17 protein-coding genes and 1 tRNA gene are annotated in these 26,764 nt (G+C 61.2%); 8 read left to right on the top strand and 10 right to left on the bottom strand.

The window, feature by feature from the left end; genetic code table 11:
* Window positions 1-3 precede the first annotated feature (3 nt).
* From ACIX9_RS14445 to ACIX9_RS23915, 3 genes are read right to left on the bottom strand one after another with little or no spacing between them, the layout of a single operon-like run.
* Complete coding sequence (locus ACIX9_RS14445; protein WP_013581232.1) at window positions 4-792, bottom strand: ABC transporter permease subunit; 789 nt, start codon at window positions 790-792, stop codon at window positions 4-6.
* Window positions 783-1,604 carry an ABC transporter permease subunit gene (locus ACIX9_RS14440; protein ID WP_157477581.1) on the bottom strand — a complete coding sequence of 274 codons (822 nt, stop codon included), beginning with the start codon at window positions 1,602-1,604 and terminating at the stop codon, window positions 783-785. The genes ACIX9_RS14445 and ACIX9_RS14440 overlap by 10 nt, the downstream gene beginning before the upstream one ends.
* A gap of 50 nt (window positions 1,605-1,654) precedes the next feature.
* Entirely contained in the window at window positions 1,655-4,087 is a 2,433-nt protein-coding gene (locus ACIX9_RS23915; RefSeq protein WP_198152104.1) for an HD domain-containing phosphohydrolase, read from the bottom strand.
* A gap of 289 nt (window positions 4,088-4,376) precedes the next feature.
* Here ACIX9_RS23915 and ACIX9_RS14430 point away from each other — a divergent pair, with 289 nt between their 5' ends.
* Window positions 4,377-4,715, top strand: a complete 339-nt coding sequence (locus ACIX9_RS14430) for a PilZ domain-containing protein (protein WP_013581229.1) — start codon at window positions 4,377-4,379, stop codon at window positions 4,713-4,715.
* A gap of 86 nt (window positions 4,716-4,801) precedes the next feature.
* Here ACIX9_RS14430 and ACIX9_RS14425 read toward each other — a convergent pair.
* Window positions 4,802-4,878: transfer RNA gene (locus ACIX9_RS14425), tRNA-Pro, on the bottom strand.
* A gap of 198 nt (window positions 4,879-5,076) precedes the next feature.
* Here ACIX9_RS14425 and ACIX9_RS14420 point away from each other — a divergent pair.
* Both ACIX9_RS14420 and ACIX9_RS14415 read left to right on the top strand, forming a co-directional pair.
* The gene (locus tag ACIX9_RS14420) at window positions 5,077-6,177 is read left to right on the top strand and encodes an XdhC family protein (RefSeq protein WP_013581228.1); all 1,101 of its coding nucleotides are present in this window, start codon (window positions 5,077-5,079) and stop codon (window positions 6,175-6,177) included.
* Window positions 6,174-6,755, top strand: coding sequence for a nucleotidyltransferase family protein (locus ACIX9_RS14415; RefSeq protein WP_013581227.1), 582 nt, complete (start codon window positions 6,174-6,176; stop codon window positions 6,753-6,755). The genes ACIX9_RS14420 and ACIX9_RS14415 overlap by 4 nt, the downstream gene beginning before the upstream one ends.
* Here ACIX9_RS14415 and ACIX9_RS25890 read toward each other — a convergent pair.
* The 6 genes from ACIX9_RS25890 to ACIX9_RS14390 all read right to left on the bottom strand — a co-directional run bounded on the left by ACIX9_RS25890 (window position 6,752) and on the right by ACIX9_RS14390 (window position 15,163).
* On the bottom strand, window positions 6,752-6,895 hold the full coding sequence (locus ACIX9_RS25890) for a hypothetical protein (RefSeq protein ID WP_013581226.1): 144 nt from the start codon (window positions 6,893-6,895) through the stop codon (window positions 6,752-6,754). The genes ACIX9_RS14415 and ACIX9_RS25890 overlap by 4 nt on opposite strands.
* A 162-nt stretch (window positions 6,896-7,057) precedes the next feature.
* A complete protein-coding gene (locus ACIX9_RS14410) occupies window positions 7,058-7,312 on the bottom strand; it encodes an acyl carrier protein (protein ID WP_013581225.1) in 255 nt (84 codons plus the stop codon).
* Between the two features lie 56 nt (window positions 7,313-7,368).
* Window positions 7,369-8,181 (bottom strand): hypothetical protein, encoded by an 813-nt coding sequence (locus ACIX9_RS14405; protein ID WP_013581224.1) that lies wholly within the window; start codon window positions 8,179-8,181, stop codon window positions 7,369-7,371.
* Window positions 8,182-8,256: 75 nt separating this feature from the next.
* Window positions 8,257-9,465, bottom strand: coding sequence for a hypothetical protein (locus ACIX9_RS14400; protein ID WP_013581223.1), 1,209 nt, complete (start codon window positions 9,463-9,465; stop codon window positions 8,257-8,259).
* Window positions 9,466-9,491: 26 nt separating this feature from the next.
* A complete protein-coding gene (gene treS, locus ACIX9_RS26960) occupies window positions 9,492-13,124 on the bottom strand; it encodes a maltose alpha-D-glucosyltransferase (protein WP_013581222.1) in 3,633 nt (1,210 codons plus the stop codon).
* On the bottom strand, window positions 13,121-15,163 hold the full coding sequence (locus tag ACIX9_RS14390) for an alpha-1,4-glucan--maltose-1-phosphate maltosyltransferase (protein WP_013581221.1): 2,043 nt from the start codon (window positions 15,161-15,163) through the stop codon (window positions 13,121-13,123). Before ACIX9_RS14390 ends, treS begins: the two co-directional genes overlap by 4 nt.
* Before the next feature lie 183 nt (window positions 15,164-15,346).
* On the opposite strand from ACIX9_RS14390, the gene ACIX9_RS14385 reads away from it, so the two are divergent.
* From ACIX9_RS14385 to ACIX9_RS14365, 5 genes are all read left to right on the top strand, one after another.
* Window positions 15,347-17,197 (top strand): glycoside hydrolase family 15 protein, encoded by a 1,851-nt coding sequence (locus tag ACIX9_RS14385; protein WP_013581220.1) that lies wholly within the window; start codon window positions 15,347-15,349, stop codon window positions 17,195-17,197.
* Between the two features lie 114 nt (window positions 17,198-17,311).
* The gene (treY, locus tag ACIX9_RS14380; protein ID WP_013581219.1) at window positions 17,312-19,993 is read left to right on the top strand and encodes a malto-oligosyltrehalose synthase; all 2,682 of its coding nucleotides are present in this window, start codon (window positions 17,312-17,314) and stop codon (window positions 19,991-19,993) included.
* A 124-nt stretch (window positions 19,994-20,117) separates the two neighbouring features.
* A complete protein-coding gene (treZ, locus tag ACIX9_RS14375; protein WP_013581218.1) occupies window positions 20,118-21,866 on the top strand; it encodes a malto-oligosyltrehalose trehalohydrolase in 1,749 nt (582 codons plus the stop codon).
* Window positions 21,867-22,014: 148 nt separating this feature from the next.
* A complete protein-coding gene (locus tag ACIX9_RS14370; protein ID WP_013581217.1) occupies window positions 22,015-25,278 on the top strand; it encodes a S41 family peptidase in 3,264 nt (1,087 codons plus the stop codon).
* A 263-nt stretch (window positions 25,279-25,541) separates the two neighbouring features.
* On the top strand, window positions 25,542-26,654 hold the full coding sequence (locus ACIX9_RS14365; RefSeq protein WP_013581216.1) for a DUF5666 domain-containing protein: 1,113 nt from the start codon (window positions 25,542-25,544) through the stop codon (window positions 26,652-26,654).
* Window positions 26,655-26,764 lie beyond the last annotated feature (110 nt).

Below are 26,764 nucleotides of genomic sequence, written 5' to 3'. Positions count from 1 at the left end.
GTTTCATGAGACCTCGAAGACCAGCAGTTCAAGCAACAGCAGCACAATGACCAGTAGTACGATCGGAAGGTAGACCCAGTGCGAGCTTGCAAGTACGGCGGAGTTTTGCAGTGAGAGAAGCATCGAGCCCCAGGAAGGCAAAGGCTCGCTGATGCCCAATCCGAGCGTGCCCAGATTGGCCTCCGCTACGAGGCAGGCGGGGATGCAGACGAGAAACTGTGACAGCAGAAGAGGCCGCAGATGCGGAAGCAGATGCCGCGTTGCAAGCTGGCTCGTTCGCAGCCCGGACGCTCGGCCCTGCAGCATCCACTCCGCGTTGCGAACGTTTCGCGCACCCGCGTAACTCACGCGCACATAAGCCGGCCAACCCAGTAGCGCCAGCAGCAGAAACGTCACGCCCGCCGATTGCAGCGGAGGCATCGTGAGCGGCAGGGAGGAGCGCACCATCATCAGCAGAAACAGCCAGGGGAGCGTAAGGAAAAGATCGCTTGCGTACATCAACAGGCTGGCGATACCTTCCGGCGCAAAGGCTGCGGTTACGCCAACCCCAACCGCAATGGTTGTCGCCAGCGCCGATGCCAGCAGCGCCCCGGCGAGCCCCAGCAAGAGCGCTGCGGCAACCCGAACGGTGCGATCGCGTCCGAGATCATCCGTGCCCGTCCAGTGCATTGCGGAGGTGCCGGTGGAGATAGAGTCACGATCCTGTATGGCGTACCCGCCATGCGCGTGGAGAACGACGCCTGCCGAAAGCAGGGCAAGCCCGCATAGCAATCCAAGGACGATCATGCGCATGGTATCGCCTCGGCTCTTTGGATTGGCTCGGCCAACATCGTTGCCACGCCGATGCACGCGGCCATCAGCAACGTCACTGCCAACAGCACCGGCATATCGCGGTTCATTGCAGCCGACCATGCGAGCTGGCCGAGCCCCGGAACGTCGAAGATGACCTCAACCGGGACGATTGCGCTGAGCGCGAGAACGAACGACATGGTCGCAAGCGCAACGAGTTCGTTGGTCAGCCTGGGTAGGAGGTGAACCCGCATGATCCGCGGCGTAGAGACTCCCAACGCGCGGGCGTATAGAAAGTGTGGTGATCTCCAGGTTTGCCGGAGCAGACGGTAGATGAGCTTGAAGTCGCGCACTGCGATCAATGTGCTCAGGACGAGCACGGGTCCGCCGAAGTCAGCGAGCAGGCATCCCGTGGCCAGCGCGCCGACCGGCATGGCCAGCAAGAGCGCGGTCGGCGCGGCGATCGCTCCTTCTCCTGAAGCCGTGCGGCGCGCACTCAGGGGCAACGCCAACGTCAAAGCCAGCAGCCAACCGCCTGCGACACCGCAGAACAGCAGCTTGCCCGTCACGCGAAGCCGCGGAGTCATTAGCTCGGTCACCGGCACATCGAAGTGACGTGAGCGTCCGAGATCTCTATGCATCCATCCGCCCAGCAGCTCGCGGGTCAACTGCGCGAACGTTCCGTGTTGCGCCTGCTCAAGCTGCAATTCTGTTCTGGCGCTGCCGGCGTACTGTGCGTCCATCTCGCGAGCATCCGTGAAGTAACCCGGCGCGTAGCGCATCAACGCAATCGTGCCCAGCGCTGCTAGAACCATCAGCGAGACTAGTCGACCCACGCGGCTCACAAGACGTCTTACTAATGGGTTCATGCGGCGAAGGCCTTACCGCGATGTTCTGAGGTAGTTCCTTCAAGGGTCTTGTAGTGGGCCTGCTTGTCCAGGTACATCCGCCGGTCCGCAAGCGCCAGCAACTCTTCGGCGGATTCGCCGTCAGCAGGGTAGAAGGCCGCGCCAAGGCTGGCCGAGACGCGCGTGTCGAAGCCCAGCGTGTGGGCTACCTGTGTGACGGTCTCGGCGATCTCGCGCAGACGTGCTTCAGAGCCTTCGGCGCTCATGGTCGGCAGCAGAAAGACGAACTCGTCTCCGCCCATGCGCGCCACGGTGTCCACATTGGTGCAACCCCTGCGGAAGCCGTCGGCGATGGAGCTCAGCAGCATGTTTCCAGCCAGATGACCGCGGCGGTCGTTCACTTCCTTGAACGCGTTAAGGTCGCAGACGATGACCGCAAGGTCTTGTCCGACTGTGCGGCAGCGTTCCAACTCACTCTCAAGCTGCAGGAAGAGACGCCGCGCATTGGGCAGGTTGGTGAGGAAGTCGGTCTCGGCATCCTTCTCCGCGCGCTTGAACTGGATGGCGTTCTGGAGCGAGAGAGAGAGCTTGGACTCCATCGCTTGCAGAATGCGGAGGTGGTCTCTTGAAAACGATTCAGCTTCAATGGCATACAAGGTCAGCACGCCCAGCAGTTGCCGTTGCAGGTTATAGAGAGGGATAGAGAGTGCCGAACGCAGTTCGCCCGGCTCGCCGGCTTTGCCGCGATAGGTGGGCTCCACCGTCGCATTGCCGTTGAGGATCGCCTTGCCACTCTGCGCGACCCACCCGGAGATTCCCTCGCCCATCGGGATTGGCTCCGCTGCGAAGGACTTCGCGCATTCTCCATCGATATGCTGCGCCACCAGGGTTTCACCCGCCGGCAGATAGAGCGCACAGCAGTCAAATGGAATCAATCGCCGCATGCGTGAAGCCATCACGGAGATCGTCTCTTTCAGGCTCAGCGAACCACCCAGGCCCTGGCTCATCTCGTACAGGGTCTGTGCTTCCTGGCTCGCAGCGGCGATCAGGTTGAGTGACGCAAACGCCGCGGTCTGGTCGAGCTCCGCGGTATCGGAATTATCTGAAAGTGAAAGCGTCTGGAGGTCGTCGTCGGATCGCTCAAAGCCTGCACCCGGAGCCTCTCCACGCCAGACCTCGATATCCGTATTCAGCGGAATGAAGTTCCTCTCGTGCTCGGTATCGGCCTGCTGCTTCAGGAGCGTATATCGCTGCTCCAGCACCGCGACCACGCCTGGATCGAACTGGATGCCAGCCATCTTCTTAACGATCGCCATCGCCTCATCGGGCGGGAGGCTCTTGCGATACGGACGGTCCGATGCCAACGCGTCGAAGCAGTCCACAACAGTCAGGATGCGTGCGCCGATCGGGATATCTTCACCCTTGAGTCCGTCCGGATAGCCGGTCCCGTTCCACCACTCGTGGTGTGATCGCACGATCGGTACAACCGGGTAAGGGAAGCGTACACGCTCCAGGATCTCCGCACCCACCACCGGATGAATCTTGACCTTCTCAAACTCCTCAGGAGTCAGCTTGCCGGGTTTGTTGAGGATGTGCTCGGGAACAGCCAGCTTGCCGATGTCGTGCAGGAAAGCAGCCGTCTGCAGCGCCTTCATCTCCAGCTTGCTTAGTTGCAGAGCCACACCAATCTCATTGACGTAGCTGCGCACGCGGAAGAGATGGTCGTGCGTGTTCTGGTCCTTGGCCTCGATGGCCATGGCCAGTCCTTCAATGGTGCGCAGGTGCAACGCCTCGGTCTGCTCGTAGTGCTGCTCGCGTTCCTTGATTCGGTTCATCTGGCCCTGGTAGGAGCGATAGACCGTGTAGACCATCGGGATCAGCAGAAGTGAGGTGGCCCAGCCGAAGTTTGCCGTAACGTGCTGCGCGATCGCCGCCAGCGCAGCGCCCACGATGTAAAACGGCAGATACCAGGGGAACTCGGCGCGCCAGAAGGGAATTGCCCGCTCTGCCTTGCACCATGCGATGACCATGGCGACGGTCGCGGTGCTGCAGAAGAAGTAGACCAGCGCGGCAATCGCCAATGCAGGCGCAGGCGGTCCATGATGCCGAATCTGAAACGCGTATGTTGCGGAGGCCGCCGCTGTGGCGCACATGGAGTTAGCGACGTTGAACGTCGTCTGCACCAGCGTGAAGAACTTCTTGACCTTGATCCGGCCCAGGACCACCACGGACAAGGCTGCCAGGATGATGGCCTGCAGCGGGGAAAGCTGCATGATTGCCAGAAGAATGAAGGGGAAGTTCAGCGACATGCTTCCGTCGCCCTTGGGCAATTGGACCTTGAGGCCAGAACTCAACAGCACTGCGACCAGCAGCAGTCCGAACTGTGGCCAGGAGTGACTGGGTTGACGCGCTGCCAGCACCGTCGCCGCAACGGCGGACAGGATAGTCAACGTGATCAGGAGTCTGACTCGGAGTGGCATAGTTGAATTCAAGACCCGCTGCGGCCGAGCCCAAACACAAGGCTGAAGCCGCACATTCAGGTGAATTCAACGTTAGAAGTTCCATCCGTGCGGAGCCATAGTTCCAAAGTTGTAACAAAGAAATGACGCATTCGCTGAACTGTCAATCACTTACGGGGCACGCGCCACATTGGAGTTGTGAGAATGGGGTGAAGCCCCGGGAAGTGACGGACAGCCTGGCAATGCGTGTGCTAGGGTCTAGCTCGGAGACTCAACCAGATTGTTTTCTCAGGCCCCTCGTCCCGCCCGCTTCGATCTCAACCTCGCCCTCACCTTCGCCGGGGACGAAGGTGTCTTGGAAGGGCACTGCGTCAACGTGAGTGCCTCGGGAATGCTTGCGGCATTCGCCAGGCCTGTTGAACTCTTTACGAACGGCGAACTCTCTTTGCTGGTGGGAGAGTTCTACGTGAACGTCAAAGCCAGGGTTGCCCGCACCCAGGGTTTCGATGCCGGGCTTGCCTTTATCATCGAAACCGAGAATGACCGGCACGCGGTCAGATTGTTAGTTGAATTTGCCACTGCCCAGCATCAACCCGAACGTCAACCCGATGCAGCTTGAGGCTGCGCCTTTTTTGGGCTGAGCCTGCCCCCTGCCATAGCATTCAGGCCAAGGTGGGAAACCCCGTAAGTCATTGATTTTGGAAATGGTCGGAATGGAGAGATTCGAACTCTCGACCCCCTGCTCCCGAAGCAGGTGCGCTACCAGGCTGCGCTACATTCCGAAATTGACCAGGCGATACGTCGATTGGAAGGTGCTTACCCTGCTGCCTGGGCTGATGGGAATAGCCCGCTGGTTCGCAATCTCGACTTTTTGAGTCTAGCAGAGTTGGGGGCGAAACCGCTAGACCTCCGCCCTGGCGATTCCCGGGCGGCAGAAGATTGTCCGGACTGCATCTACTGGTGAGAGGATTGGAAATATAGTGATTGAGCGTCGACAGATCGTGGCGTTGTGGCAGGCGGGCCGCGCGGATGTGCTCATCACCCTCGTTCGCGTTGAAGGCTCGTCCTACCGTAAGGCCGGAGCTCGACTTCTGACGGATGGTTCCGGCGGCTACGCAGGCACCGTCAGCGGAGGATGCCTGGAGACGGATCTCGTACGCAAGGCGGCCTGGATGGTTCGCAATGGACCCATCGTGGAACGCTATGCCATGACCTTTGACGACACCGCCGAGATCCCGTTCGGGCTGGGTTGTGGCGGGACCGTCGACCTCCTGCTGGAGCCGCTGGACACGCCGGAGGCGCAAGCCCTGGGCCACGCCATGGCCGCATCCTTGATAGGAGTTGAGAGCACCGTCGTCAGTTTTCTTCCTGGGAATGGCCGTGGCCTCCGGAGGCTGATCCTCGCGGCTGATGGCTCCATTATTTTTGCAAGCCCAGGCCTCAGCCCGGAGAAGATCGCATGCGCCAGCAGACTGAGTCCCGGCGAGCCATACGACGGCCGCTTCGTCGAGCGCCTGGCCGCTCCGCAGCGCCTCTTCGTTCTGGGGGCGGGGGACGATGCAAAGTCCGTCGTTCGTCTCGCCTCGCTGCTTGGCTGGAGTGTCATCGTAGCGGACGGTCGTTCTCAACTCGCTCGCCAAGAGCGCTTCCCGGAGGCGGAACGGGTGCTGACAGCCTCATCGGCCGGCTCGCTTGGGATTCGGCCGGAGGACGCGGTCGTTCTCATGACTCACAGCTACGAGCAGGATCGTGCGCTCCTTACGTCCACGTTGCCGTTTCGCCCGCGTTACCTCGGTCTTCTGGGTGCGAGACACCGCAGCAGCCTGTTGATCAGTGAGGCTGCGCTGGAGCTCGGACGTTCGGTGGAGTCGTGCTGCGCTGACGTCTTTGCACCTGTCGGTATGGATCTGGGGGGCGATGGACCAGAGGCGATTGCGCTCTCGATCGTTAGTGAGATCCAGGCCCTCTGCCATGGCAGGCGCGGGCCATCGCGTCGATTGACCTCGCTTGAAGTTGCGGAACACATTCAGAGGGGTGGGGCTTCCAGGTACCTGCAGGTTGAGTGCAGCCTGGGCGCATGAACGGCGTCGTGGCCATCATCCTGGCGGCGGGGGCGTCTACCCGTATGGGCTCGCCAAAGCAGATCGCTTTGCTCAACGGGGAACCGCTGCTCTCCCGCGCCGTGCGTACCGCGCTTGAGGCTGAGTGCACCCCGCTGGTGGTTTTGGGTGCGAATGCGGAGGAAGTAGCGGCGGTCTGTGATCTCGCGTCTGCTCAGACCGTCTTCAATCCGCAGTGGGAGTCTGGAATGGCCGCTTCAATTGCTGTCGGGATACGGAAGGCTTCGGAGACGTATTATGCGGCGATCATCATGACCTGTGACCAGCCGTCCGTTACGCCTGCCCATCTGCGGCAGTTGATCCATAAGGGCGAACGTCTGGGCAGGCCGATTGCGTCCGCGTATGCGGGAAGAAAGGGCGTGCCTGCATTCTTTCCGGCAGATCACTTTGCGCTGCTAGCGTGTCTGAGCGGCGATCTTGGTGCCCGTGACCTGCTTGCCGAGGCTCAAGCTATCGATCTGCCGCTCGGCGAGCTCGACATCGATACACCGGAAAAATTAATTCAAGCTCAAAGAGTATTTGTTACTGCCAGAACCTAAATCTCTTCAATCAGGCTTTCATCCAGAACGCTGGGTTTCATTGTGAGGAGACAGGGAAAAAGCACCATAAGCAGAAAAGCGGCGGCCACAACAAGGAAGTGCATGGTTGGAAGCTCTCTTTCATAGGTCGGCGGGCTCATGCCCTCCTGACAAGTATGAGAATCTCCTAATACAAGTGGTACGACCACCACCCATAAGCGGGTTAACCACGAACGCAGGTTGCAGCCGCTAATCCCTCGATAGTTGCAGATCCGAACCCATCCAGGTTCATCGGAGAGGTGAGGCAGCCTCGTGACGAGAGGCTACCGGCCCTGCGCTGCGACCTTCTGCGAGATGATATTCACCAGGTGGCCTACAGAGTTCATGGACTCGAGTTCCGCCGTCTGGAACTTGATCTTGAATCGGGATTCCACCGCCACGATCAGGTTGATGTGGTTGAACGAATCCCACTCCGGCACCTCGGCCGCAGTCAATTCGGGGGTCAGAACCAGGCTGTCATCATCGAAGAGATCGTGAAAGATGGACGTGAGTTGGGTGTAGATCTCCTGCTGCTGCATGGGTGCTTATAGTTTCCTTCGTCCGCGAAATCTCGTGGTTGGCCTGATTATAGCGTTCAGAAATGACGCAGACTTTCGCTCGCGGCTGCGGGGTCGGCCGTGGGGGACGGAACCTTATCCACGCGATCCTGGTTGCGCTCCAGTGAGCGCGTCACCAGGTCTCGTGAGCCGAGCCCCACAGCTAATGCGAGCGTCAGCACAATCCCGCCGAAGAGGATTCCAAACGCAAGCTCCACGATTCCGCTGCCAATCTGTAGATGGTCGAGGACCATCGCAGCCGTCAGCACCAGCACCAGCCACTTCACGCCCATGGAGAGGAATCGCGCGTACTGAAGCTGATTATTGACTGCGCCGATCAGCACAGTGCGCGCCAGGTAGCGGGCGATCAGGTTGCCGGCAAACAGGATCAGGATCGCGCCCACACTGTGAGTGACGTAAGGCAGAAGCGAGATCGACACTGCGGCTGAACCGGTCGCGTAAGACGCATCGAATGCCTGAATCCCGATGATTAGACCCAGCAGTACACAACCCCAGAAGACTATGCGTCCGACCAAGGCAGTCGGACTGTGCGAGGGAGACCAGTCGGCGATACCGCTCGCCTGCCGCCGGGCTGCTCTCTCGTCGAACTTCAGCGCGGTCAGGATGCGCCGGAAGGCCCAGCTCAGGAACACCCCGAGCGCGGTCAGCAGCACAAAGGCCAGGATGAAAGCGAGCAGACCTGGCAGGATGCTGATCAGAAGGGAGAGAACTCGATCCACAGACGATCTCAGGGCATCGGACATGTGATCGAAGATGGAAGGGTTCTGAACGTAAACGGGCTGCGTGGTGGGATAGCTCTGGTACTGGTCGGGCTGGAGTGCGGTTTGCATCGACAAACTCCTTCAAACGATTGCGTTGCTGCGTAACTTTGAGATTTCTGACCTTGGGTTGCGTATGTTTCTGGACTAGGGATTAAACCGGTCCGGCCAGCGCCAGCGAGAGACGAGGTAGGGCTTGTCGGCCTCAAACGCCGCTGCCACCGCCTCGATATGCCGTTCCGGATCTGTGCCAGCCTCCGTCATCAAAATGTGTGAAGCCGCCCATGCGAGGTACAGCGGCGTCAGCGCACCCAGCAGGTGTCCGCGGTTGATGGTGCGCAGCCGATACGCAAGCAGAAAGTCATACACAATCCGTGCCCAGAGCGAATCGCTCATGCGAAACTCTGCCGGCTGCATCACCGACAGCCGCTTCAAGCCAAGCAGGGACTGCGGCGGCAAGACCAGCGACCAGATCTCGTGCAGATTCGTATAGGCCAGCCGGAACGTATCCAGCATCCCTTGAACCTCGTCGCTGCCGGTGGGCGTCGCAGCCGGGATCACGGGAATCCGCTCCGTCTGTACCGGCCGGGCTCGCTGCCAGAACGAAGCCTTGGCATCCACATCCGAGAATAAAGACCCGGCGACCTGCGCGAGCACACTGTTCAGATCGACTCCCTGCGGTGCGGGCAGAGTACGGGTCCCAACCTCCACCTGCGCGATCGAAAATCCTGCCACGGCAGCTTCAGAGATCGGCCATACCATCGCATCCGTCTGCCCCGCCGCTGTAAACCGCTGGGCTGCCGTCGCCAGCCGCTCCGCCATCCGCGCTGAGAGCGCCATGTCGATCGCCAATGGAAAGCGTGGACGCGCCGCGAACAGGGCTCGTGTGACCGGATAAAGAATTGCGGAATTGACCAGTCCAGCCCGCGGGGGCAGGGTGTACCGAGCCATGGCAAGGTCGCAGCCGTTGCTTACGACGGAGTCAGCAAGCCCACGCAATGCGCTCGGCGCCAGCGATTGCGCCTCCGTTCCGAGGACCAGCACCGCGGGAGCCTGATACCTGGCAGCCAGTTCGTGGGCGTTCAGAAAGTCCGCCGCAGTCAGCGTCCAGGAACCGGGGGAAGGGGCGGAAGGCGTATAACCAACCACCCTCAGCCCCCCGTGATTGGCTTCGGCATCTCCGCCCACCGCGTTATCCGGCGTCGCAACGACGACCGCCTCGCCGGGAAACGCGGCACCAAGGTTTGTGAGCAAATGCTCAAAGGCATCGTGCGAGAGCGAAGCAAGACTTACCAGCAGGCTGGGTGCGCCTGCTGCGCTTGTCGCGGGTTCATTGATCGTTTGAGTCGTGGCCATCTATTCTCTCGCGTGGCGCTGTCGGTTCAGGCAACAGGTTTAGGCAGTGCAAGGATGCCCGCAAGCGGAATACGCACCCAGGTTGGCCGATTGTTCAGTTCATACAAAAGCTCGTAAAGCGCCTTCTCCAGAAGGTACGCGCTCAGCAGCGAATCCGCTTGCGCCGCATCCGGCAGCAGCGTCGCGTCCGTCTCCATCGTCTGCCGGTAAGCACGCAGGAACTCGGTGGCAACCGAGTTCTCCCACAGCCTCGCCCAGGGCTCAAACGATCGTGCCTGGTCCGGGTGACGTAGCGCATACTGGTCCAGCCCGGACCAGGCCGCATAGGAGAAGCTCCGCATCATGCCCGCCACATCCTTCAGCGGCGACTGCTTGCGCCTGCGTTCCTCAAGCGTGCGTGCAGGCTCACCCTCAAAGTCCAGGATGACGAAGTCGTTCTTCGCCCGCAGGATCTGACCCAGGTGGTAGTCGCCATGAATCCGGATACGCTTGCCGGCCGGCGTGCCTGCAGCAATTGCATGAGCGCGTGAGAACAGCTCGATCCGCCGACTCAGGATCGTAGCCGCATCATCCGCGGTCAGATCCTTCAGAGCCTGCATCCCGTGCTTCAAAGCCTCCAGCGTCTGGCTGATCTGCGTATCGATCCGCTTCGCATCCAGAGCCAGATCCTCGCTTGTAAACGCCTCGGCCGCAAACGCTGCGTTGTCCGTTGCGGTCGCGAGAGCCAGATGCATCTCCGCCGTTCTGCGTCCCAGCAGTGCAGCCGCTTCAAGGTACAGCCCAAGATGCTGTTTCGCATCCTCCGGCGTCACGCCCTCATTGCCGTAGCGGGGCAGCTTGCCTTGATTTGCGGGAATCGGACATGCGGACACCGATTCATAAAACCGGGCCAGTTCCTCCAGCGTCCACTGCCAGCCATCTCCTTCGTTGCTGACCATTCCCTGCAGCATGGCCAGCGTGGTCGTCTCGCCCTGGCTGTCGACCATCGTCAACTCACCCAGGAACGGTGCGATGCGCGGGAAGTGGGCCACCTCCGTCAGGAAACGGCCAATCTCCACATCCGGATTCAGCCCCGGCTGGAGGCGGCGAAACAGCTTCATCAGCAGCGTCTGGTCGTAAAGGAAGTTCGTGTTCGATTGCTCCGCGGAACCCGTCCGCGAAGGCAGCGCAGCAGTCCCTCGAGCGGCATCGAACGCGCTCGACTTATAAGCCTTCAACTGCCCAGCCGCGCCGTTCGCAGCAGAGGCAGACTCAGCGCCGCCAAACACCTGCGTCATGGAGGGATTCTCCGCGCCTGGCATGGCCCCGATAAACTCCGGAGCCACATCCGCAACCTCGATGCTGTGCTCCTGTGCGATCTTGCCCGCGATCTCCTGAACCTCGGTATCCTTCGCGCCAATCTCATGCGCAGGCCGGCCCGTATGCGCCGCGATCAACGTCGTCGCAATCTCGCGGCCAGCGGAAGCAGCGTTGCCCAGCGCCAGCGTAGCTTCATCACCGATCATCGTCAGCAATGCCTGCCGCAGATCCTCACGCGTGGAAGCATCATGCAGCATGGCGCTACCGGTCGGCGTACTCAACGTTGCAATCACGCTCAATGGCGCGGCAGCGCGAAGCTCCTCAGCCGCATGGCCCGTTGTGTAGGAGATCGGTAGCTGATACGTATCCTTCGAGCTGTCCGCATAAACGATGTCGAGGAACAGCAGCGCATCCCCCAGCGTGTTCGCAGCGGGCAGCTTGGACGTTGGCAAAATTTCTCCAGCGCCAGCAGGAATCTGCACCCACTCCGCAATCCTCACCGTCTGAATCGTCCGCGTCTTCGCACCGAACCAACGTTGCCGGCTCAACCATCCCGGCAGCGCCGTCTCGAGCAGCGTGGCACCTGGCCCGGACACCAGCCCAGCCCAACCCTTCGTCAACAGATCCAGCGCCACCTGCTCGCCCTCTTCGCGAGCGCCTGGCGTCACATCCATCGGCTCTTCGATCTCAACGGGTGCAGGCTGCAGCTCAAACCACAGGAACGAGTACGGAGCTACGGTCAACGCATACGGAGTCTTCCCAATCTGCGGGAACGATACGTAGCCCAGCATCTCCACCGGCATCATGCCCGCGTAGGTTGTCAGGTCCAGCGCCACAGGCTGCGCAAAGCGTGAGAGATTCGCAACGCACAGGACTGTCTCATGCGTGCCATCGTCGCGCTTCAGATCACGCAGGTAGGCCAGTACCTTTCTGTTCTCCGGGTGCAGGAACTCCAGCGTCCCGCGCCCGAATACCTGGAATAACTTGCGCAGCGCGATCATGTTCCGCGTCCAGTGCAGCAGCGACGATTGATCGCTCAACTGCGCCTCGACGTTCACCACCTGGTACCCATAGATCGGGTCCATCACGACAGGAAAGTACAGCCGCGCTGGATCGCATTTGGAGAAGCCCGCATTGCGGTCGGAGTTCCACTGCATCGGCGTACGTACACCGTTGCGGTCGCCCAGGTAGATGTTGTCGCCCATGCCGATCTCATCGCCGTAGTACATGATCGGCGTCCCCGGGAACGAGAGCAGCAGGGAGTTCAGCAACTCGATACGCCGACGGTTGTTATCGACTAGTGGAGCCAGACGACGCCTGATGCCGACGTTGATCCGCATGCGCGGGTCGGCCGAGTAAGCCAGGTACATGTAGTCCCGCTCATCGTCCGTCACCATCTCCAGCGTCAACTCGTCGTGGTTGCGCAGGAACAGGCCCCACTGGCAGCTCTCGGGAATATCCGGCGTCTGCGCCATGATGTCCGTGATGGGCAGACGATCCTCCTGCCGGAGCGCCATGTAGATGCGCGGCATCAGCGGAAAGTGGAACGCCATGTGGCACTCGTCGCCATCGCCGAAGTAAGGCCGCACATCGGCTGGCCACATGTTCGCCTCGGCGAGGATCAAGCGGTTGCCATACTCGACATCGAGCGCAGCGCGGATCTCCTTGATCTTGACGTGTGTCTCCGGCACGTTCTCGCAGTTAGTGCCGTCGCGTTCGATGAGATAGGGAATCGCGTCCAGCCGCAGCGCGTCGACTCCCAGATCCAGCCAGAAGCGCATCGCCTTCAGCACCTCTTCCATGACGCGTGGGTTATCGAAGTTCAGGTCGGGCTGGTGGGAGAAGAAGCGATGCCAATAGAAGGCCTTGGCCTGGTCGTCCCACGTCCAATTCGACTTCTCCGTATCCGTGAAGATGATGCGAACGCCCTGATAAAGCAGGTCCGTCTCGGACCAGACATACATCTCGCGCTCAGGCGAGCCCGGCGGCGCAAGCCGGGCAGCCTTGAACCACGGATGCTGATCGCTGGTGTGGTTGATGACCAGCTCGATCATCACCTGCATCCCGCGTTTATGGGCCGCGTCGATGAACAGCTTGAAGTCGTTCAACGTCCCGTATGAGGGGTTCACATCGACATAGTTCGCAATGTCGTATCCATCATCCCGCAGCGGAGAAGGGAAGAACGGCAGCAGCCAAAGGCATGTCACTCCAAGGTCCTGGAGATAGTCCAGCTTGGACATCAACCCCGGAAAGTCACCGATGCCGTCGTTATTGGAATCCGCAAAGGCGCGGACGTGAATCTCATAGATGATCGCGTCTTTATACCAGAGCGGATCGCTTGCGCTTCCGAGCTTCTTCACTTGGCCTGCCTCGTAATCCGGAAGATGTGCGCCGGCTGAACCTCAGGCCTCAACGCGACATAGTTGCTGCGGTCGTGCCACTGGTAATGCACGCCCGTCAGTAGATCTTCAATATCGAAGTTCTCGTTATGTGGAATATTCAACCGCTTCAGATCGAGATCGATCCAGCCTGCCTGCTCCTGCGTGACATCCAGGTTGATCGCTACAAGAATTGTGTTCTCGCCGCCCGTGCCATCAGGAGCCGACTTCGAATAGCACATCAGGTTAGGGTTATCGACCTTGTGAAAGCACAGGGAGTTATTCGACTGCAGCGCTGGATTGGCCCGGCGAATATGGTTCAGCCTCGTGATCAAAGGCACCAACGTTCCCGGCGCATTTCGGTCGCGTTGCCTGATCTCATACTTCTCGCTGTCCAGGTACTCTTCGGTCTCCGTCTTGCCCGGACCGGGCTTCATGGGCGCATTCTCGGAGAGCTCATAGGCCGGTCCGTAGATTCCATAGTTAGCAGTCAGCGTGGCAGCCAGGATGACCCTCTGCATGTGAGCCGCGCGGCCTCCAACCTGCAGACTGCGATGCAGAATATCCGGCGTATTCGGCCAGAAGTTCGGCTGAAAGAAGTCGCTCACCGGGGGCTGCGTGATCTCTTCAAGATACGTCTCGATCTCCGCCTTCGCCGTCCTCCAGGTGAAGTAGGTATAGGACTGCGTAAACCCGCCCTTGGCCAGTGAGTACATGACGTGCGGACGCGTGAACGCCTCAGCCAGGAAGATCACATCCGGATGCTTCTCGCGGACTGTCCCAATGCACCACTCCCAGAAATGAAGCGATTTGGTATGCGGATTGTCCACGCGGAAGATCTTCACGCCGCGCTTGATCCAGAACTCGAACACTGAGCACAACTCATCCCAGAGATCGCGCCAGTCAGGCGATTCGAAGTTTAGAGGATAGATGTCCTGATACTTCTTCGGGGGATTCTCAGCGTATTGGATCGTGCCATCCGGGCGGATCGTGAACCACGTCGGATGCTGCTTCACCCACGGATGATCGGGCGAGCATTGGAACGCAATATCCAGTGCAAGTTCCATGTCATGTGCCTTGGCGGCATGCACCAGTTCATCGAAGTCCTTGAAGTTCCCAAGCAGGGGATGGATCGCCTTGTGGCCGCCGTCATTGTCCTTCGTAGGTGCCGCGCCAATCGCCCATGGGCTTCCGTAGTCGCCCGGCTCAGCGGTCGTGGAGTTGTTCTTGCCCTTCCGGAACGCCGTGCCGATCGGATGAATCGGCGGCATGTACAGAACGTTGAACCCCATTGCCGAAACCTCCGGCAACTGTCCGATCACATCCTGCAACGTTCCATGTGCCCCCGGGGTCTTCGCCATCGAGCGAGGGAACAACTCGTACCATGAAGAAAATCTTGCTCGATCCCGATTCACCCAGATCTCGGCTTCCTTCTCCAGCTTGGTCGCCAGCGTCAGATCCGGATAACGCGCCGCCAGCGCTTCAAACTCCGGAGTCAACGGATATTCATACAAGGCAGCATCCTGCTCCGCCATCCAGCGCAGGGATGTCACCATCTCCGTCAGCGCACGCGCGTCCGCACCCTTCGCCCGGCCAATCATCGCTTCAACCAGGAGCGCTCCGGTTCTCAGGGCTAGCGGAATATCCTGCGGCACTCCAATCTGCGTTGGCTGCTGCGGATCGGGCTGCGCGGCCAGCCTCTTCTTCAGATCGCTCGTCCACGTATCAAAGTGATCCACCCAGGCCTGGATCGTAAAACTCCAGCTTCCAAGCTTGTCCACCTCAAACGATGCGCTCCAAAGATCGTTCCCCAACTCCCTCATCGCAGCCGACCGCCAGCGTTTTTCGCCCTTCTGCCGGTAAAGCAGCCGGGCCGACAGATGATCATGCCCATCGCCGAAGATCGCAGCAGAAACATCGACCGTATCGCCCACGATCCGGCACACCGGATACCGGCCGCCATCCACCTGCGGCTTTACCTCTTCAATCACAACACGGGCCCGGCCTTCGACAGGTTTCATCCAATCCAGCTTTCCAGGTAAATATTCACTTGCTCAACATCTTAAGACCATCGCCACCACTCAGTTGCATCTCATCAGGAGTTGGCTTCGGCATAGTCGGTCCTGTGTAGAGAGATGCAGAGATAGGCACTTAGGCTTTCTCGCCCAACTCTTTTGCCCGGAGTCACGAAAGGTAAGCAAGCTTTGTCCGATATTCAGAAGAAATCCAAGCTCCCGCTCCACGCCGCAAAGATTGAAGACTATGCCCTGATCGGCGACTGCGAAACCGCAGCCCTCGTGTCAAAGTCAGGCTCCATCGATTGGCTCTGCTGGCCCTCGTTTTCCTCAGCCGCCTGCTTCTCCGCGCTCCTGGGCACGGCAGACCACGGCTTCTGGCGCATCGCCCCCACTCGCGAGCCCAAGTCCATCACCCGCCGCTATCTCCCCGGCACCCTCATCGTCGAAACCACCTTCACCACCCCGGACGGCGTGGTCGCCCTCATCGATTTCATGCCTCCCCGCGGCAACAACTCCGACGTCGTCCGTATCCTCCGGGGCGTCTCGGGCAAGGTCAAGATGCACATGGACCTCGCCGTCCGCTTCGACTTCGGCCGCACCATCCCGTGGGTCACCCACACCGACTTCGGCCTACGCGCCATCGCCGGAATGGATCTCGTCGTCCTCCGCACCAAGGTCTCGCTCAAAGGCGAAGAGATGAAGACCGTCTCCGACTTCACCATCAAAGCCGGCGACGAGATCCCCTTCACCCTCACCTACGGCTCCGCCATGGGCAAAGACGGCAACTCCCCCACCGAAGATCCCAGATCCTTCTCCGCCTTCACTGCCTTCGATCAGACGGTCGAGTTCTGGAAGGAGTGGACGGCCCGCAACACCTTTCAGGGCGAGTACGCCGAAGCCGTCGAGCGCTCCTTGATCACTCTCAAAGCACTGACCTATAAACCCTCCGGAGGCATCGTAGCCGCACCCACTGCCTCGCTGCCGGAGAAGATAGGCGGCCAGCGCAACTGGGACTACCGCTTCTGCTGGCTGCGCGATACCTCCTTCACCCTGCTCGTCCTCCTCCAGGCCGGATATGCCGAGGAGGCCGCCGCCTGGCGTCGCTGGCTCATCCGCGCCATCGCCGGCGCACCCGCCCAGATTCAGACCATCTACGGCATCTGCGGCGAGCGCCAACTCACCGAGTACAAAGCCGACTGGCTGCCCGGCTACGAGAACTCCTCCCCGGTCAACATCGGCAACGCGGCCTCCACCCAGTTCCAGCTTGACGTCTTCGGTGAGGTCGCAGCCGCCCTCACCCGCACTCCAGCCGCCGAAGACGATATCAAGGTCTCCGCCTCTGCGGTCCAGGCCCAGCTTATCGACCACCTCTGCAAGATCTGGGAGGAGCCGGACGACGGCATCTGGGAGACTCGCGGCGGTCGCAAGCACTTCACCCACTCCAAGGTCATGGCCTGGGTCGCGTTGGACCGCTCCATCAAGCACTACGAGCAGTTCAACGGTAAAGGCGACATCAAGCGCTGGAAGAAGAACCGCGACCTCATCCATAAGCAGGTCTGCGAGAAAGGCTTCAACAAAAAGCTCAACGCCTTCACCCAGTCCTACGGCTCAAAGGAGCTCGACGCCTCCTGCCTCCGCATCGGCCTCGTCGGCTTCCTCCCCATGGACGATCCACGCATCATCGGCACCGTCGACGCCATCCAGAAGCGCCTGATGAAGAACGGCCTGGTCGAGCGCTACGACACCAAGACCTCCCCGGACGGCCTGCCCCCGGGCGAAGGCACCTTCCTCGCCTGTAGCTTCTGGCTCGTTACTAACCTCTGGCTCATCGGCCGTCATGACGAAGCCCGCGCCCTCTACGACCGGCTTCTCGCCCTCCGCAATGACGTCGGCCTCCTCAGCGAGGAGTACGACACCATCGGCAATCGCATGGTCGGCAACTTTCCCCAGGCTCTCTCGCACATCGCCCTGACCCACGCCGCCTTCGCCATCTCCGGAGCCTGGCACCCGGACCTGCCCTTGGGCTCAAAGATCTAGCCGTTTACCCTCAGTCACTTAGCGCGGAGCCTTCGCCAACGAACAACCCCACCCCCACTGCCCGCACCTAACCAGTCAATAAGCCAAGACAGATTAGCAAGGACAGCGCAGAAGATGACGAAGGTTCCAGCCTCCACGTATAGGCTCCAGCTTCACAAAGGTTTCAAGTTCGACGACGCTGCGGCGATCGCCCAGTATCTCTACGATCTGGGCGTCACACACGTCTATAGCTCCCCGTACCTGCAGGCCGCGCCGGACAGCATGCACGGCTACGACGTCGTCGATCATCAGCGCGTCAATGAAGAGCTCGGCGGAGCGGAGGCCCATAAGCGCTTCTCCAAGACCCTCGGTGAAAACGGTCTCGGCCAGGTTCTCGATATCGTCCCCAACCATATGGCCATCGGGCGCGAAAACCGCTTCTGGTGGGATGTCCTGGAAAACGGTGCCTCCAGCCGTTACGCCTCCTTCTTTGACATCGATTGGCAGCCCCAGGAAGAGCGCCTCCGCGATAAGGTCCTCGTCCCCATCCTGGCTGATCAGTATGGCCGCGTCCTTGAAGCCGGCGATATCAAGGTCATCCGCAACGGCCCACTCTTCCTCGTGGAGGCAGCTGGGCAGACCTTCCCCGTTGCCCCTACGTCTCTCCCGGCCATCCTTGCTCGCGCCGCCGACTACTCCAACTCAGACACCCTCCGTTTCATCGCCGCCTCCTTTGGCCGCCTGCCGCAGCCGTCGTTTGAGGATCGCCGCACCGTCCTCGCGCGTCATCGCGATAAAGCCGTCCTCAACACCCTGCTGGAGCGGCTCTGCGCGGAGGATCACCCCGCCTGCACCGCCATCGATCGCGCCATCGACGACCTCAACGCCCGCCACGACGCACTGGACGACTTCCTCAACCAGCAGAACTACCGCCTCGCTTATTGGAAGACCGCGGACCAGCAACTGGGCTATCGCCGCTTCTTTGACGTCAACAGCCTCATCGGCCTGCGCATGGAGCGCGCCCACGTCTTTGAGGAGACCCACGCGCTCATCCTGGAGTGGCTCCGCCAAGGCGTCCTGGATGGCGTTCGCGTCGATCACCCCGACGGCCTCCGCGATCCGCTCGAGTACTTCCAGCGTCTCCGCGCCGCAGCACCCGACGCCTGGATCATCGGGGAAAAGATCCTGGAACCGGGCGAGTTCCTCCGCGAGAACTGGCCCATCGAAGGCACCAGCGGCTATGACTTCCTCAATGTAGCCCTGGGCGTTCTCGTCTCCCCGGACGGTCTTGAAAAACTCACCCAGGTGTACGCAGACTTCACCGCACAGCCCGTCGATTTCCACGTCATCGCGCACGACAAGAAGATCGCCGTCTCCCAGGAAGCGCTCGGCTCTGACGTCAATCGCATCACGTCTCTCCTGATCGAGATCTGCGAGAACAATCGCAACTACCGCGATACCACCCGCGCTGAAGCTCGCCGCGCCCTCCGCGAACTCGCCGGCTGCTTCGCCATCTATCGCACCTACGTCGTGCCCTCGCGCAACGAGATCAACGACGAAGACCGCAGCTATATCCATCGTGCCATCGAGTGTGCCAAGTCCAACCGCGCCGACTTGCCTCCGACCCTCTTCGACTTCCTCGAAGACATCCTCACCCTCAAGGTCACTGGCCGCCTTGAAACCGAGTTCACCCTACGCTTCCAGCAGTTCACCTCACCCGTCATGGCCAAGGGCGTGGAGGACACGGCGTTCTATTGCTTCAACCGCCTCACCGGCATGTGTGAGGTCGGCGGTGACCCCGGCCGCAACGGCCTCACCATCGACCAGTTTCACGAATACCAATCGAAGATGCAGCAGACTCATCCCTCCACGATGACGACGCTCTCCACCCATGACACCAAGCGCGCCGACGACGTACGCGCCCGCCTCTCCGTCCTCTCGGAGCTTCCGGAGGAGTTCGCCTCCGCCATTCAAAGCTGGACCGCCGCCAACGAGCAGTTCAAGGCCAACACCTTCCCGGACCCCAACACCGAGTACTTCCTCTACCAGACCCTCATCGGTGCTTGGCCCATCGACGCAGAACGCACCAAGACCTACATGCTCAAGGCCATGCGGGAGGCCAAGCAGCAGACCTCCTGGGTCGCCAACAACAAGCCCTTTGAAGACGCGCTCTTCGCCTTTATCGACGCCATCCTCACCCACGCGCCCTTCGTCGACTCACTCTCGGAGTTCGTCGCAAAGCTCTTGGTTCCAGGCCGCGTCAACTCCCTCACCCAGTCGCTCCTGAAGTACACCGCTCCCGGTGTTCCTGATCTTTACCAGGGTGGCGAGCTCTGGGATCACTCGCTCGTCGATCCCGACAATCGCCGCCCCGTCGACTACGACCTCCGCCGCAAGCTTCTTGCCCAGATCGCCGTCCTGCCCATCGACAAGATCTCCGCCAGCATCAACGACCCGGAGGACAAAGGTGTGGCGAAGCTCTTCTTAGTCCACCGCGCCTTGCAACTCCGCCGCCAGCAGCCTACGTGGTTCGGCCCGGAGGCCGCCTACACTCCCGTAAAGCTCACTGGCCCCGCCGCGTCTCACGCCTTGGCGTACTTACGTGGCGATCACGTCCTCACCATCGTCCCGCTCCACACCGCTGCTCTCACTGACGGTTGGGATGACACCGCCGTCCAACTTCCGGAAGGCCGCTGGTCCAATCAACTGGCAGAAGAACCTCACCGCTCCGGCAAAGTCCTTCTCGCCGATCTGTTCACATCCTTCGCGGTTGCCCTTCTCACTCGCGATGATAACGACGCTCCCACGGCGGCGTAGACCTGCACTGTAGACCGTCGGGATACCTTCGGTTATCACCCTTTTCCCTGTTTGGTTGTCATTCCGCAGCGCAGCGGAGGAACCTGCAGCTCAGATCTGCAACACCGCAAAGGAGTAGCAACACATGCATGAATTCAAACTATGGGCGCCCACACCCCAAAAAGTAGCCGTCAAGATCGCAGACAAGACCTACCCCATGGCTGGCCCCAGCGACAAGGGCATCTGGAAGACCACGGTAGAGGACGCCGCTCCCGGCACCGAATACGCCTTCCTCCTCGACGACGACACTACCCCGTATCCTGACCCGCGCAGCCTCTCCCAGCCCCACGGCGTGCATGGCCCGTCTGTTATTTACGACCAGAAGGCGTTCAACTGGGACGACCACACCTGGCAGGGTCCGCCGCTCACCGGCGCCATTCTCTACGAGCTTCACATCGGCACCTTCACCGGGTCCGGCTGTTTTGACTCCGCCATTGAGCGCCTTGGGTACCTTCAGGACCTCGGCATCACCCACGTTGAGATCATGCCCGTAGCCGAGTGGGCCGGCGATCGCGGCTGGGGATACGACGGTGTAGACCTCTATGCCACAACCGAGCACTACGGCGGTCCGGAAGCCTTCAAGCGCTTCGTCAACGCCTGCCACGGCCACGGCATCGCCGTCATCCTTGACGTCGTCTATAACCACTTCGGCCCTGTCGGCAACTACACCGGAAAGTTCGGACCCTACATCACGGATCGCCACCGCACCCCCTGGGGCGACGCCATGAACATGGAGCAGGAGGGTTCGGACCAGGTCCGCCGCTTCTTCATCGATAACGCCATCATGTGGATGCGCGACTTCCACGTTGACGGCCTCCGCCTGGACGCCATCCACGAGATCATCGACCGCTCCGCCATCCACTTCCTGGAGCAGCTCTCCGCCGAGGTCGATAACCTCTCCGCAGCCGTAGGCCGCCGCCTCGTTCTCATCGCGGAGTCTGATCTCAACGACCCCAAGATCGTCAAACCCATTGAAGCCGGCGGCTACGGCATGGACGCCCAGTGGTCGGATGACTTCCACCACTCGCTCGCCACCCTCCTCTTCACGGAGCCCGGCCACAAGGGTTACTACGACGATTTCGGCGCATTTGAGTGCCTCGCCAAGAGCCTCAAGAGCGTCTTCGTCTTCGACGGCCAGTACAGCACCTATCGCGGCCGCAGCCACGGCCGTCCCGTCGACGCCCTCTCTGCCCATCACTTCGTCGGCTTCATTCAGAACCACGACCAGATTGGCAATCGCGCCCTCGGCGACCGCATCGACCAGACCATCGGCCTGGCCAAAACCAAGGTCGCCCTCGGCATTGTCCTCACCGCGCCCTTCATCCCGCTCCTCTTCATGGGGGAAGAGTTCGCCGCCTCCACACCATTCCTCTACTTCGCCGACCATGATGACGAGGAGATGGCCCGGCTCGTCTCCGCCGGACGCAAGAAGGAGTTCGCCGCCTTCGGTTTTGACCAGGCTGAGATCCCCAACCCGGAAGACCCTGCCACCTTCACCAACTCCAAACTCAACTGGTCTGAGATCGGCTCCGGTAGACACGCGGAGATGCACCAGTGGGTCCGCAGCCTGATCCACCTTCGCCGTGAATCCGTCTGCCTCAACGACGGCGACCGCGGCCACCTCAACGTCACTTTCAACGAAGACAAGCGCTGGCTCCGCATGGACCGCCGCCTCGTCACCGTCCTCTGCAACCTCGGCCCTGATCCCGCCCAGTTCAACGTCACCTCGGACCACCGCCTCATCCTGTCCTCTGAACCCACCACCGTACTCTCCAACTGCTGCGTCGTCGTCCAGCCCAACACCTTGGCGATCCTCTCCGCGGAGGCTGAATAAAAGTGTGGGCCATGATCGGCCCGGAGCGGGAAGTTAAGACCTAAGTCGCATGGTTTGAAGACTTTGGGTACTTTTACCGGGGCAGGGGTCAAGGGGTCGATTTCCCTCCGATGTAGAATCCACTCATCCCCTGCACGAAAGGCCGTCCATGCCCTTCCGCCCCACCCGAGCCCTCATCCTGGCTCTCCTCTGCACGCCCCTCTACGCCCAGCGCCCCTCCCTCTCTGACCCCACCATCTCCCCCGATGGCCACGAGATAGCCTTCGTCTCCGGCGGCGACATCTGGTCCGTCCCCGCAGCAGGCGGGGAGGCCCACCTCCTGGTCACCCACCCCGCCACGGAGTCCCGCCCCCTCTACTCCCCCGACGGCAAGAAGCTCGCCTTCATCTCCACCCGCACCGGTAACGGCAACATCTACATCCTGACTCTGGCCAGCGGCCAGCTCCAGCGCCTTACCTACTCGGACGTCCCCGACCGCCTGGACGCCTGGTCCAAGGACGGCCAGTGGATCTACTTCACCTCCGCCATCGACGACGTAGCCGGCCAGGGGGACATCTTCCGCGTCCGCACCACCGGTGGCACCCCGCTCGAGGTCACCCACGAGCGCTACATGAATGAATTTGAGTCCTCCCCTTCGCCAGACGGCAGCCAGATCGCCTTCATGGCCAAGGGAATCTCCGCCTCGCAGTGGTGGCGCAACGGCCACGCCCACATCGACGAGACCGAGCTCTGGCTCAAGCCCGTAGGCGACTCCGCACCCTACAAGAAGCTCCTCCCCGCCGACTCCAAGCACGCGTGGCCCATGTGGTCCGCCGACGGCAAATCCCTCTTCTATATGTCCGATGCATCGGGAGCCGAGAACATCTGGGAGACCCCCGCAGGCTCTGCCTCGCCCAAGGCTCTGACCCATTTCAAGGAAGGCCGCGTCCTCTGGCCATCCATCGGCGACTCCGGCCACACCATCGTCTTCGAGCGTAACTTCGCCATCTGGCGCATGGACACGGCCTCCGGCAAGGCCGAGCCCGTCAGGATCGAGCTCCGCGGCTCCGCCGGCACACCCGGCATCACCCGCGTCACCGAGACCTCCTTCCGCACGCTCGCCCTCTCACCCGACGGCAAGAAGGTGGTCGTCCTCGCCCATGGCCAGCTCTTCGCCGCCTCCGCCAAGGACGGGGGCGACGGCCAGCGCGTCAAGTCCGAGGCCGTCTCCATGTCGGACCCCCAGTGGTCCCCCGACTCCACCTCCGTCGCTTACATCGCGGAGCGCATGGACGGCTCGCACCAGCTTGAGCTCTTCAGCTTCGACACCCTCAAAGCACGCCCCCTCACCATCATTCCCGGCGAATCTCAGGCCCCCAGCTGGTCCCCCAACGGCAAGCTGCTGGCCTACGTCCACGACAACAAGGACCTGCACGTCATCACCATGCCGGACCCCAAGGCAAAGGCCCCGTCCACCGTCCCCCTGCCTGACAAGATCATCACCTCCGGAGCTCTCGCCCAGCCCTCACTTGCATGGTCGCCCGATAACCAATGGGTCGCCTTCACCTCTGTCGATGCCCGCAGCTTCCGCAACCTCAACGTCATCCAGGCCGCCGGCGGCGAGCCCCATCCCATCACCTTCCTCGGCAACGGCGAGACCGCCTACTCCCGCATCGCCTGGTCGCCTGACGGCAAGTACATCCTCTTCGAGACCGCCCAGCGCTCCGAGAACATCCAGATCGCGCGCGTCGACCTGCTCCCCCACGTCCCACGCTTCCGTGAGGATGAGTTCCGCGACCTCTTCCGCACCACTCGTCCCCCAGGCACCCCGGCAACCCCAGCCACCCCTACGACGCCCGCCGAAACGCCGGCCTCTGAGCCCAAGGCTGATGCCACCGACACCCCAGACAAGCCCAAGCCTGCCGCCCCTGAGAAGAAGCAGCCGGAACCCGTCAAGATCGTCTTCGAAGGCATCCGTCGCCGCCTGACCATCCTTCCCCTTGGTCTCTCGGCCGAGCGCCCCGTTATCAGCCCGGACGGCAAGGTCCTGCTCTTCTCCGCTGAGACCGCACGCCAGGAGAGCCTCTACACTTACTCGCTCGATGAACTCGCACGCGAGCCCGCCGTGGCTCGCCAGCTCACCTCCACCCCCGGCTCAAAGGGCGCGTATGCCTTCTCGCCGGACTCCAAGGAGGTCTTCTTCCTGGAGAACGGCACCGTCAAGACCATCGCGCTCGAGTCCCGCACGCCCAAGACCGTAGCCATCTCCGGCCGCCTCCAGATCGACTTCGACCAGGAAAAGAAGGTCGTCTTTGAAGAGGCGTGGGGAACCCTCAACCGCCGCTTCTATGACGGCAAGTTCAACGGTCAGGACTGGCGCAAACTGCATGACGAGTGGCAGCCCTACATCGACGGCGCTCAGACCGGAGACGAACTTCGCCGCGACATCAATCTCCTCATCGGCGAGCTCAACAGCTCCCACTCCGGCATCAACCGCCCCATGCCCGGTCCCGGTGGAGCAGAACCCCGCACCACCCAGGTCGGGAATCTTGGTCTCCGCTTCGATCGTGAAAAGTATGAAGCCGGCCAAGGCCTCATTGTCCGCGAGGTCATCCAACTCGGCCCCGCCTTCATCGAAGGCTCCATCAAGCCTGGCGACAAGCTCATCTCCATCAACGGAGACGCCATCGAAGGCTATGACCTTGACCAGCTCCTCGAAGACACCGTCAATCACCGCACGGTGCTTTCAGTTGAGACAGCTGGCAAGAGCAGGGAAGTCATCGTTCGTCCTATCCCTTCCGCCGCAGCAGTAGGCCTCGTCTATCGCCAGTGGGTTGAGGAGCGCCGCGCCTACGTCGATCGCATCTCCGGCGGCAAGATCGGCTACGTGCATCTCGCCGCGATGGGCGATGGTGACCTCCAGCAGCTCTATCTCGATATCGACGCCCAGAACGAGTCAAAGCAGGGCGTTATCGTCGATGTCCGCAACAACAACGGCGGTTACATCAACGGCTATGCGCTCGACGTCTTCACCCGCAAGAACTACCTCGAAATGACTCCGCGCAATATGGGCACTGTCCCCAGCCGCCAGGATCTCGGCCAGCGAGCCCTTGGCCTGCCCACGATTCTCGTCACCAACGAGTCCACCCTCTCTGACGGCGAGGACTTCACCGAAGGCTACCGCAGCCTGCAACTCGGCAAGGTCGTCGGCGAACCCACCGCCGGATGGATCATCTTCACCGGAGCACAGCAGCTCATCGATGGCTCCTCCGTACGCCTCCCCTTCACCCGCGTGCAGGATCTGCGTGGACAGACCATGGAGATGCATCCCCGCCCGGTGGATATCGAGGTCGATCGCGAAGAGGGAGAAACCTCAGCCGGCACCGACGGCCAACTCGACCGTGCGGTGAAGGAGCTCCTCACCGCGCGGTAATTGATCCCACAAAAAACACAATCTTTTGTATGCGAAAGCTGAGTCTCAGCTTCACTCTTGGCCGTCATACTGGTGCCCGGATCACATCCTCTGGCGTGTACCGAAAATTATCGGTTCCACGTTCTATTTCATAGCTTTACAGAAACTTTTCCCCTCTTGAAGCCGTATTGCCTGAAGAGTTGCCCGCCACTTGTCAGAAAGTTGTCTTTTTCGCAGTCGCGACGTCTCGCTATCAGCCGCCCTCAACCCGTTCAGAGGTCTCTATGTTCACCCGCTCCATCGCCACCCGCCTGATGTTCCTCTGCACCGTCGCCGCCGCGCCTGTTCTCTTCGCGCCCGCAGCCCTCTACGCCCAGGCCCCGGCCAACACCTCGCAGCGCGGTACCGTAAAGGCCATCTCTGGCACATCCATTACCGTGACCACGGAGGCCAACTCGGAGATCACCGTCACCCCAGCTGACAACGCGAAGATTCTTCAACTCGCTCCCGGTTCCACGGACCTCAAGTCCGCCGCACCCATCACCCTCACGGATATCGCACCTGGCGACCGCATTCTCATCAGCGGTCATGCTGGCGATGCACCCACCAGCATCGTCGCCGTCCGCGTCATCCTCATGAAGTCCACGGACATCGCCAGCCTCCACGCCTCGCAGTCCGCCGACTGGCAGCGCCGTGGCACCGGCGGTCTGGTCCGCGCAATCGACGCCTCAACGATCACCGTAGCCGCCGGGGCCAAGACCCTCAACGTCAACGTCACCCCCAACACTACCTATCGCCGCTATGCGGGCGACTCCGTGAAGTTTGAAGACGCCAAACCCGGCACTCTCTCTGACATCCACACTGGGGATCAGCTCCGAGTGCGGGGCGCAAAGTCAGAGGACGGTTCCTCCATTACTGCGGAAGAGATCGTATCCGGCAGCTTTGAGAACCTCGCCGGAGCCATCTCCGCCGTCGATCAGAAGATGGGCACGGTGACGCTTAAGGATCTCGCGACCAAGAAGACGGTCGTCGTCACCGTCACGCCGAACTCCGTCGTCAAGCATCTCCCGGAGCAGGCCGCCGCAGCCTATGCGCGCAGCCACGCTCCCGGCGCAGCCGTTCCCGCTGGTACGACGCCCTCGCCTGAAGGCGGAGGCCGCCGTGCCGGAATGGACCTTTCTCAAATGGTCGGCCGTCTGCCGGCTCAGTCTCTCACTGAGATCAAGGCAGGCGATGCTGTTCTGATCGTAGCCTCGCGGACGGGATCGTCAGCCACCGCCATCACCATGCTTTCCGGAGTCGAACAGCTTCTCTCCGCGCCCGGCGCCGCTGCTCCGACCCTCTCCCCCTGGAGTCTCGGTGGCGGCGGAGCGGAAGCCGGCGGCGGACCACAGTAGTCAGCCGCTCAATCCAAGTTTGCTTCACCTTTGCATCGTCTTTGAAAGATTCGAGGAGTCACTATGCCTTCACCAGCCCCATTGCAATCTGAAAATCTCGGACGCAGTCG

The sequence above is a fragment of the Granulicella tundricola MP5ACTX9 genome (assembly GCF_000178975.2).
In the GTDB taxonomy this organism is placed as follows: Bacteria; Acidobacteriota; Terriglobia; order Terriglobales; family Acidobacteriaceae; genus Edaphobacter; species Edaphobacter tundricola.
The sequence above is the reverse complement of the archived record's forward strand: the minus strand, read 5'-3'. Positions and strand labels throughout refer to the sequence as shown.

Coding starts and splice junctions, on each gene's coding strand:
- treZ (WP_013581218.1), top strand. CDS start 20,118: ATGCATGAATTCAAACTATGGGCGCCCACACCCCAAAAAGTAGCCGTC.
- ACIX9_RS14400 (WP_013581223.1), bottom strand. CDS start 9,465: ATGGCCACGACTCAAACGATCAATGAACCCGCGACAAGCGCAGCAGGC.
- treY (WP_013581219.1), top strand. CDS start 17,312: ATGACGAAGGTTCCAGCCTCCACGTATAGGCTCCAGCTTCACAAAGGT.
- ACIX9_RS14415 (WP_013581227.1), top strand. CDS start 6,174: ATGAACGGCGTCGTGGCCATCATCCTGGCGGCGGGGGCGTCTACCCGT.
- ACIX9_RS14440 (WP_157477581.1), bottom strand. CDS start 1,604: ATGGTTCTAGCAGCGCTGGGCACGATTGCGTTGATGCGCTACGCGCCG.
- ACIX9_RS14405 (WP_013581224.1), bottom strand. CDS start 8,181: ATGCAAACCGCACTCCAGCCCGACCAGTACCAGAGCTATCCCACCACG.
- ACIX9_RS14365 (WP_013581216.1), top strand. CDS start 25,542: ATGTTCACCCGCTCCATCGCCACCCGCCTGATGTTCCTCTGCACCGTC.
- ACIX9_RS14410 (WP_013581225.1), bottom strand. CDS start 7,312: ATGCAGCAGCAGGAGATCTACACCCAACTCACGTCCATCTTTCACGAT.
- ACIX9_RS14370 (WP_013581217.1), top strand. CDS start 22,015: ATGCCCTTCCGCCCCACCCGAGCCCTCATCCTGGCTCTCCTCTGCACG.
- ACIX9_RS14445 (WP_013581232.1), bottom strand. CDS start 792: ATGCGCATGATCGTCCTTGGATTGCTATGCGGGCTTGCCCTGCTTTCG.
- ACIX9_RS25890 (WP_013581226.1), bottom strand. CDS start 6,895: ATGAGCCCGCCGACCTATGAAAGAGAGCTTCCAACCATGCACTTCCTT.
- ACIX9_RS14390 (WP_013581221.1), bottom strand. CDS start 15,163: ATGAAACCTGTCGAAGGCCGGGCCCGTGTTGTGATTGAAGAGGTAAAG.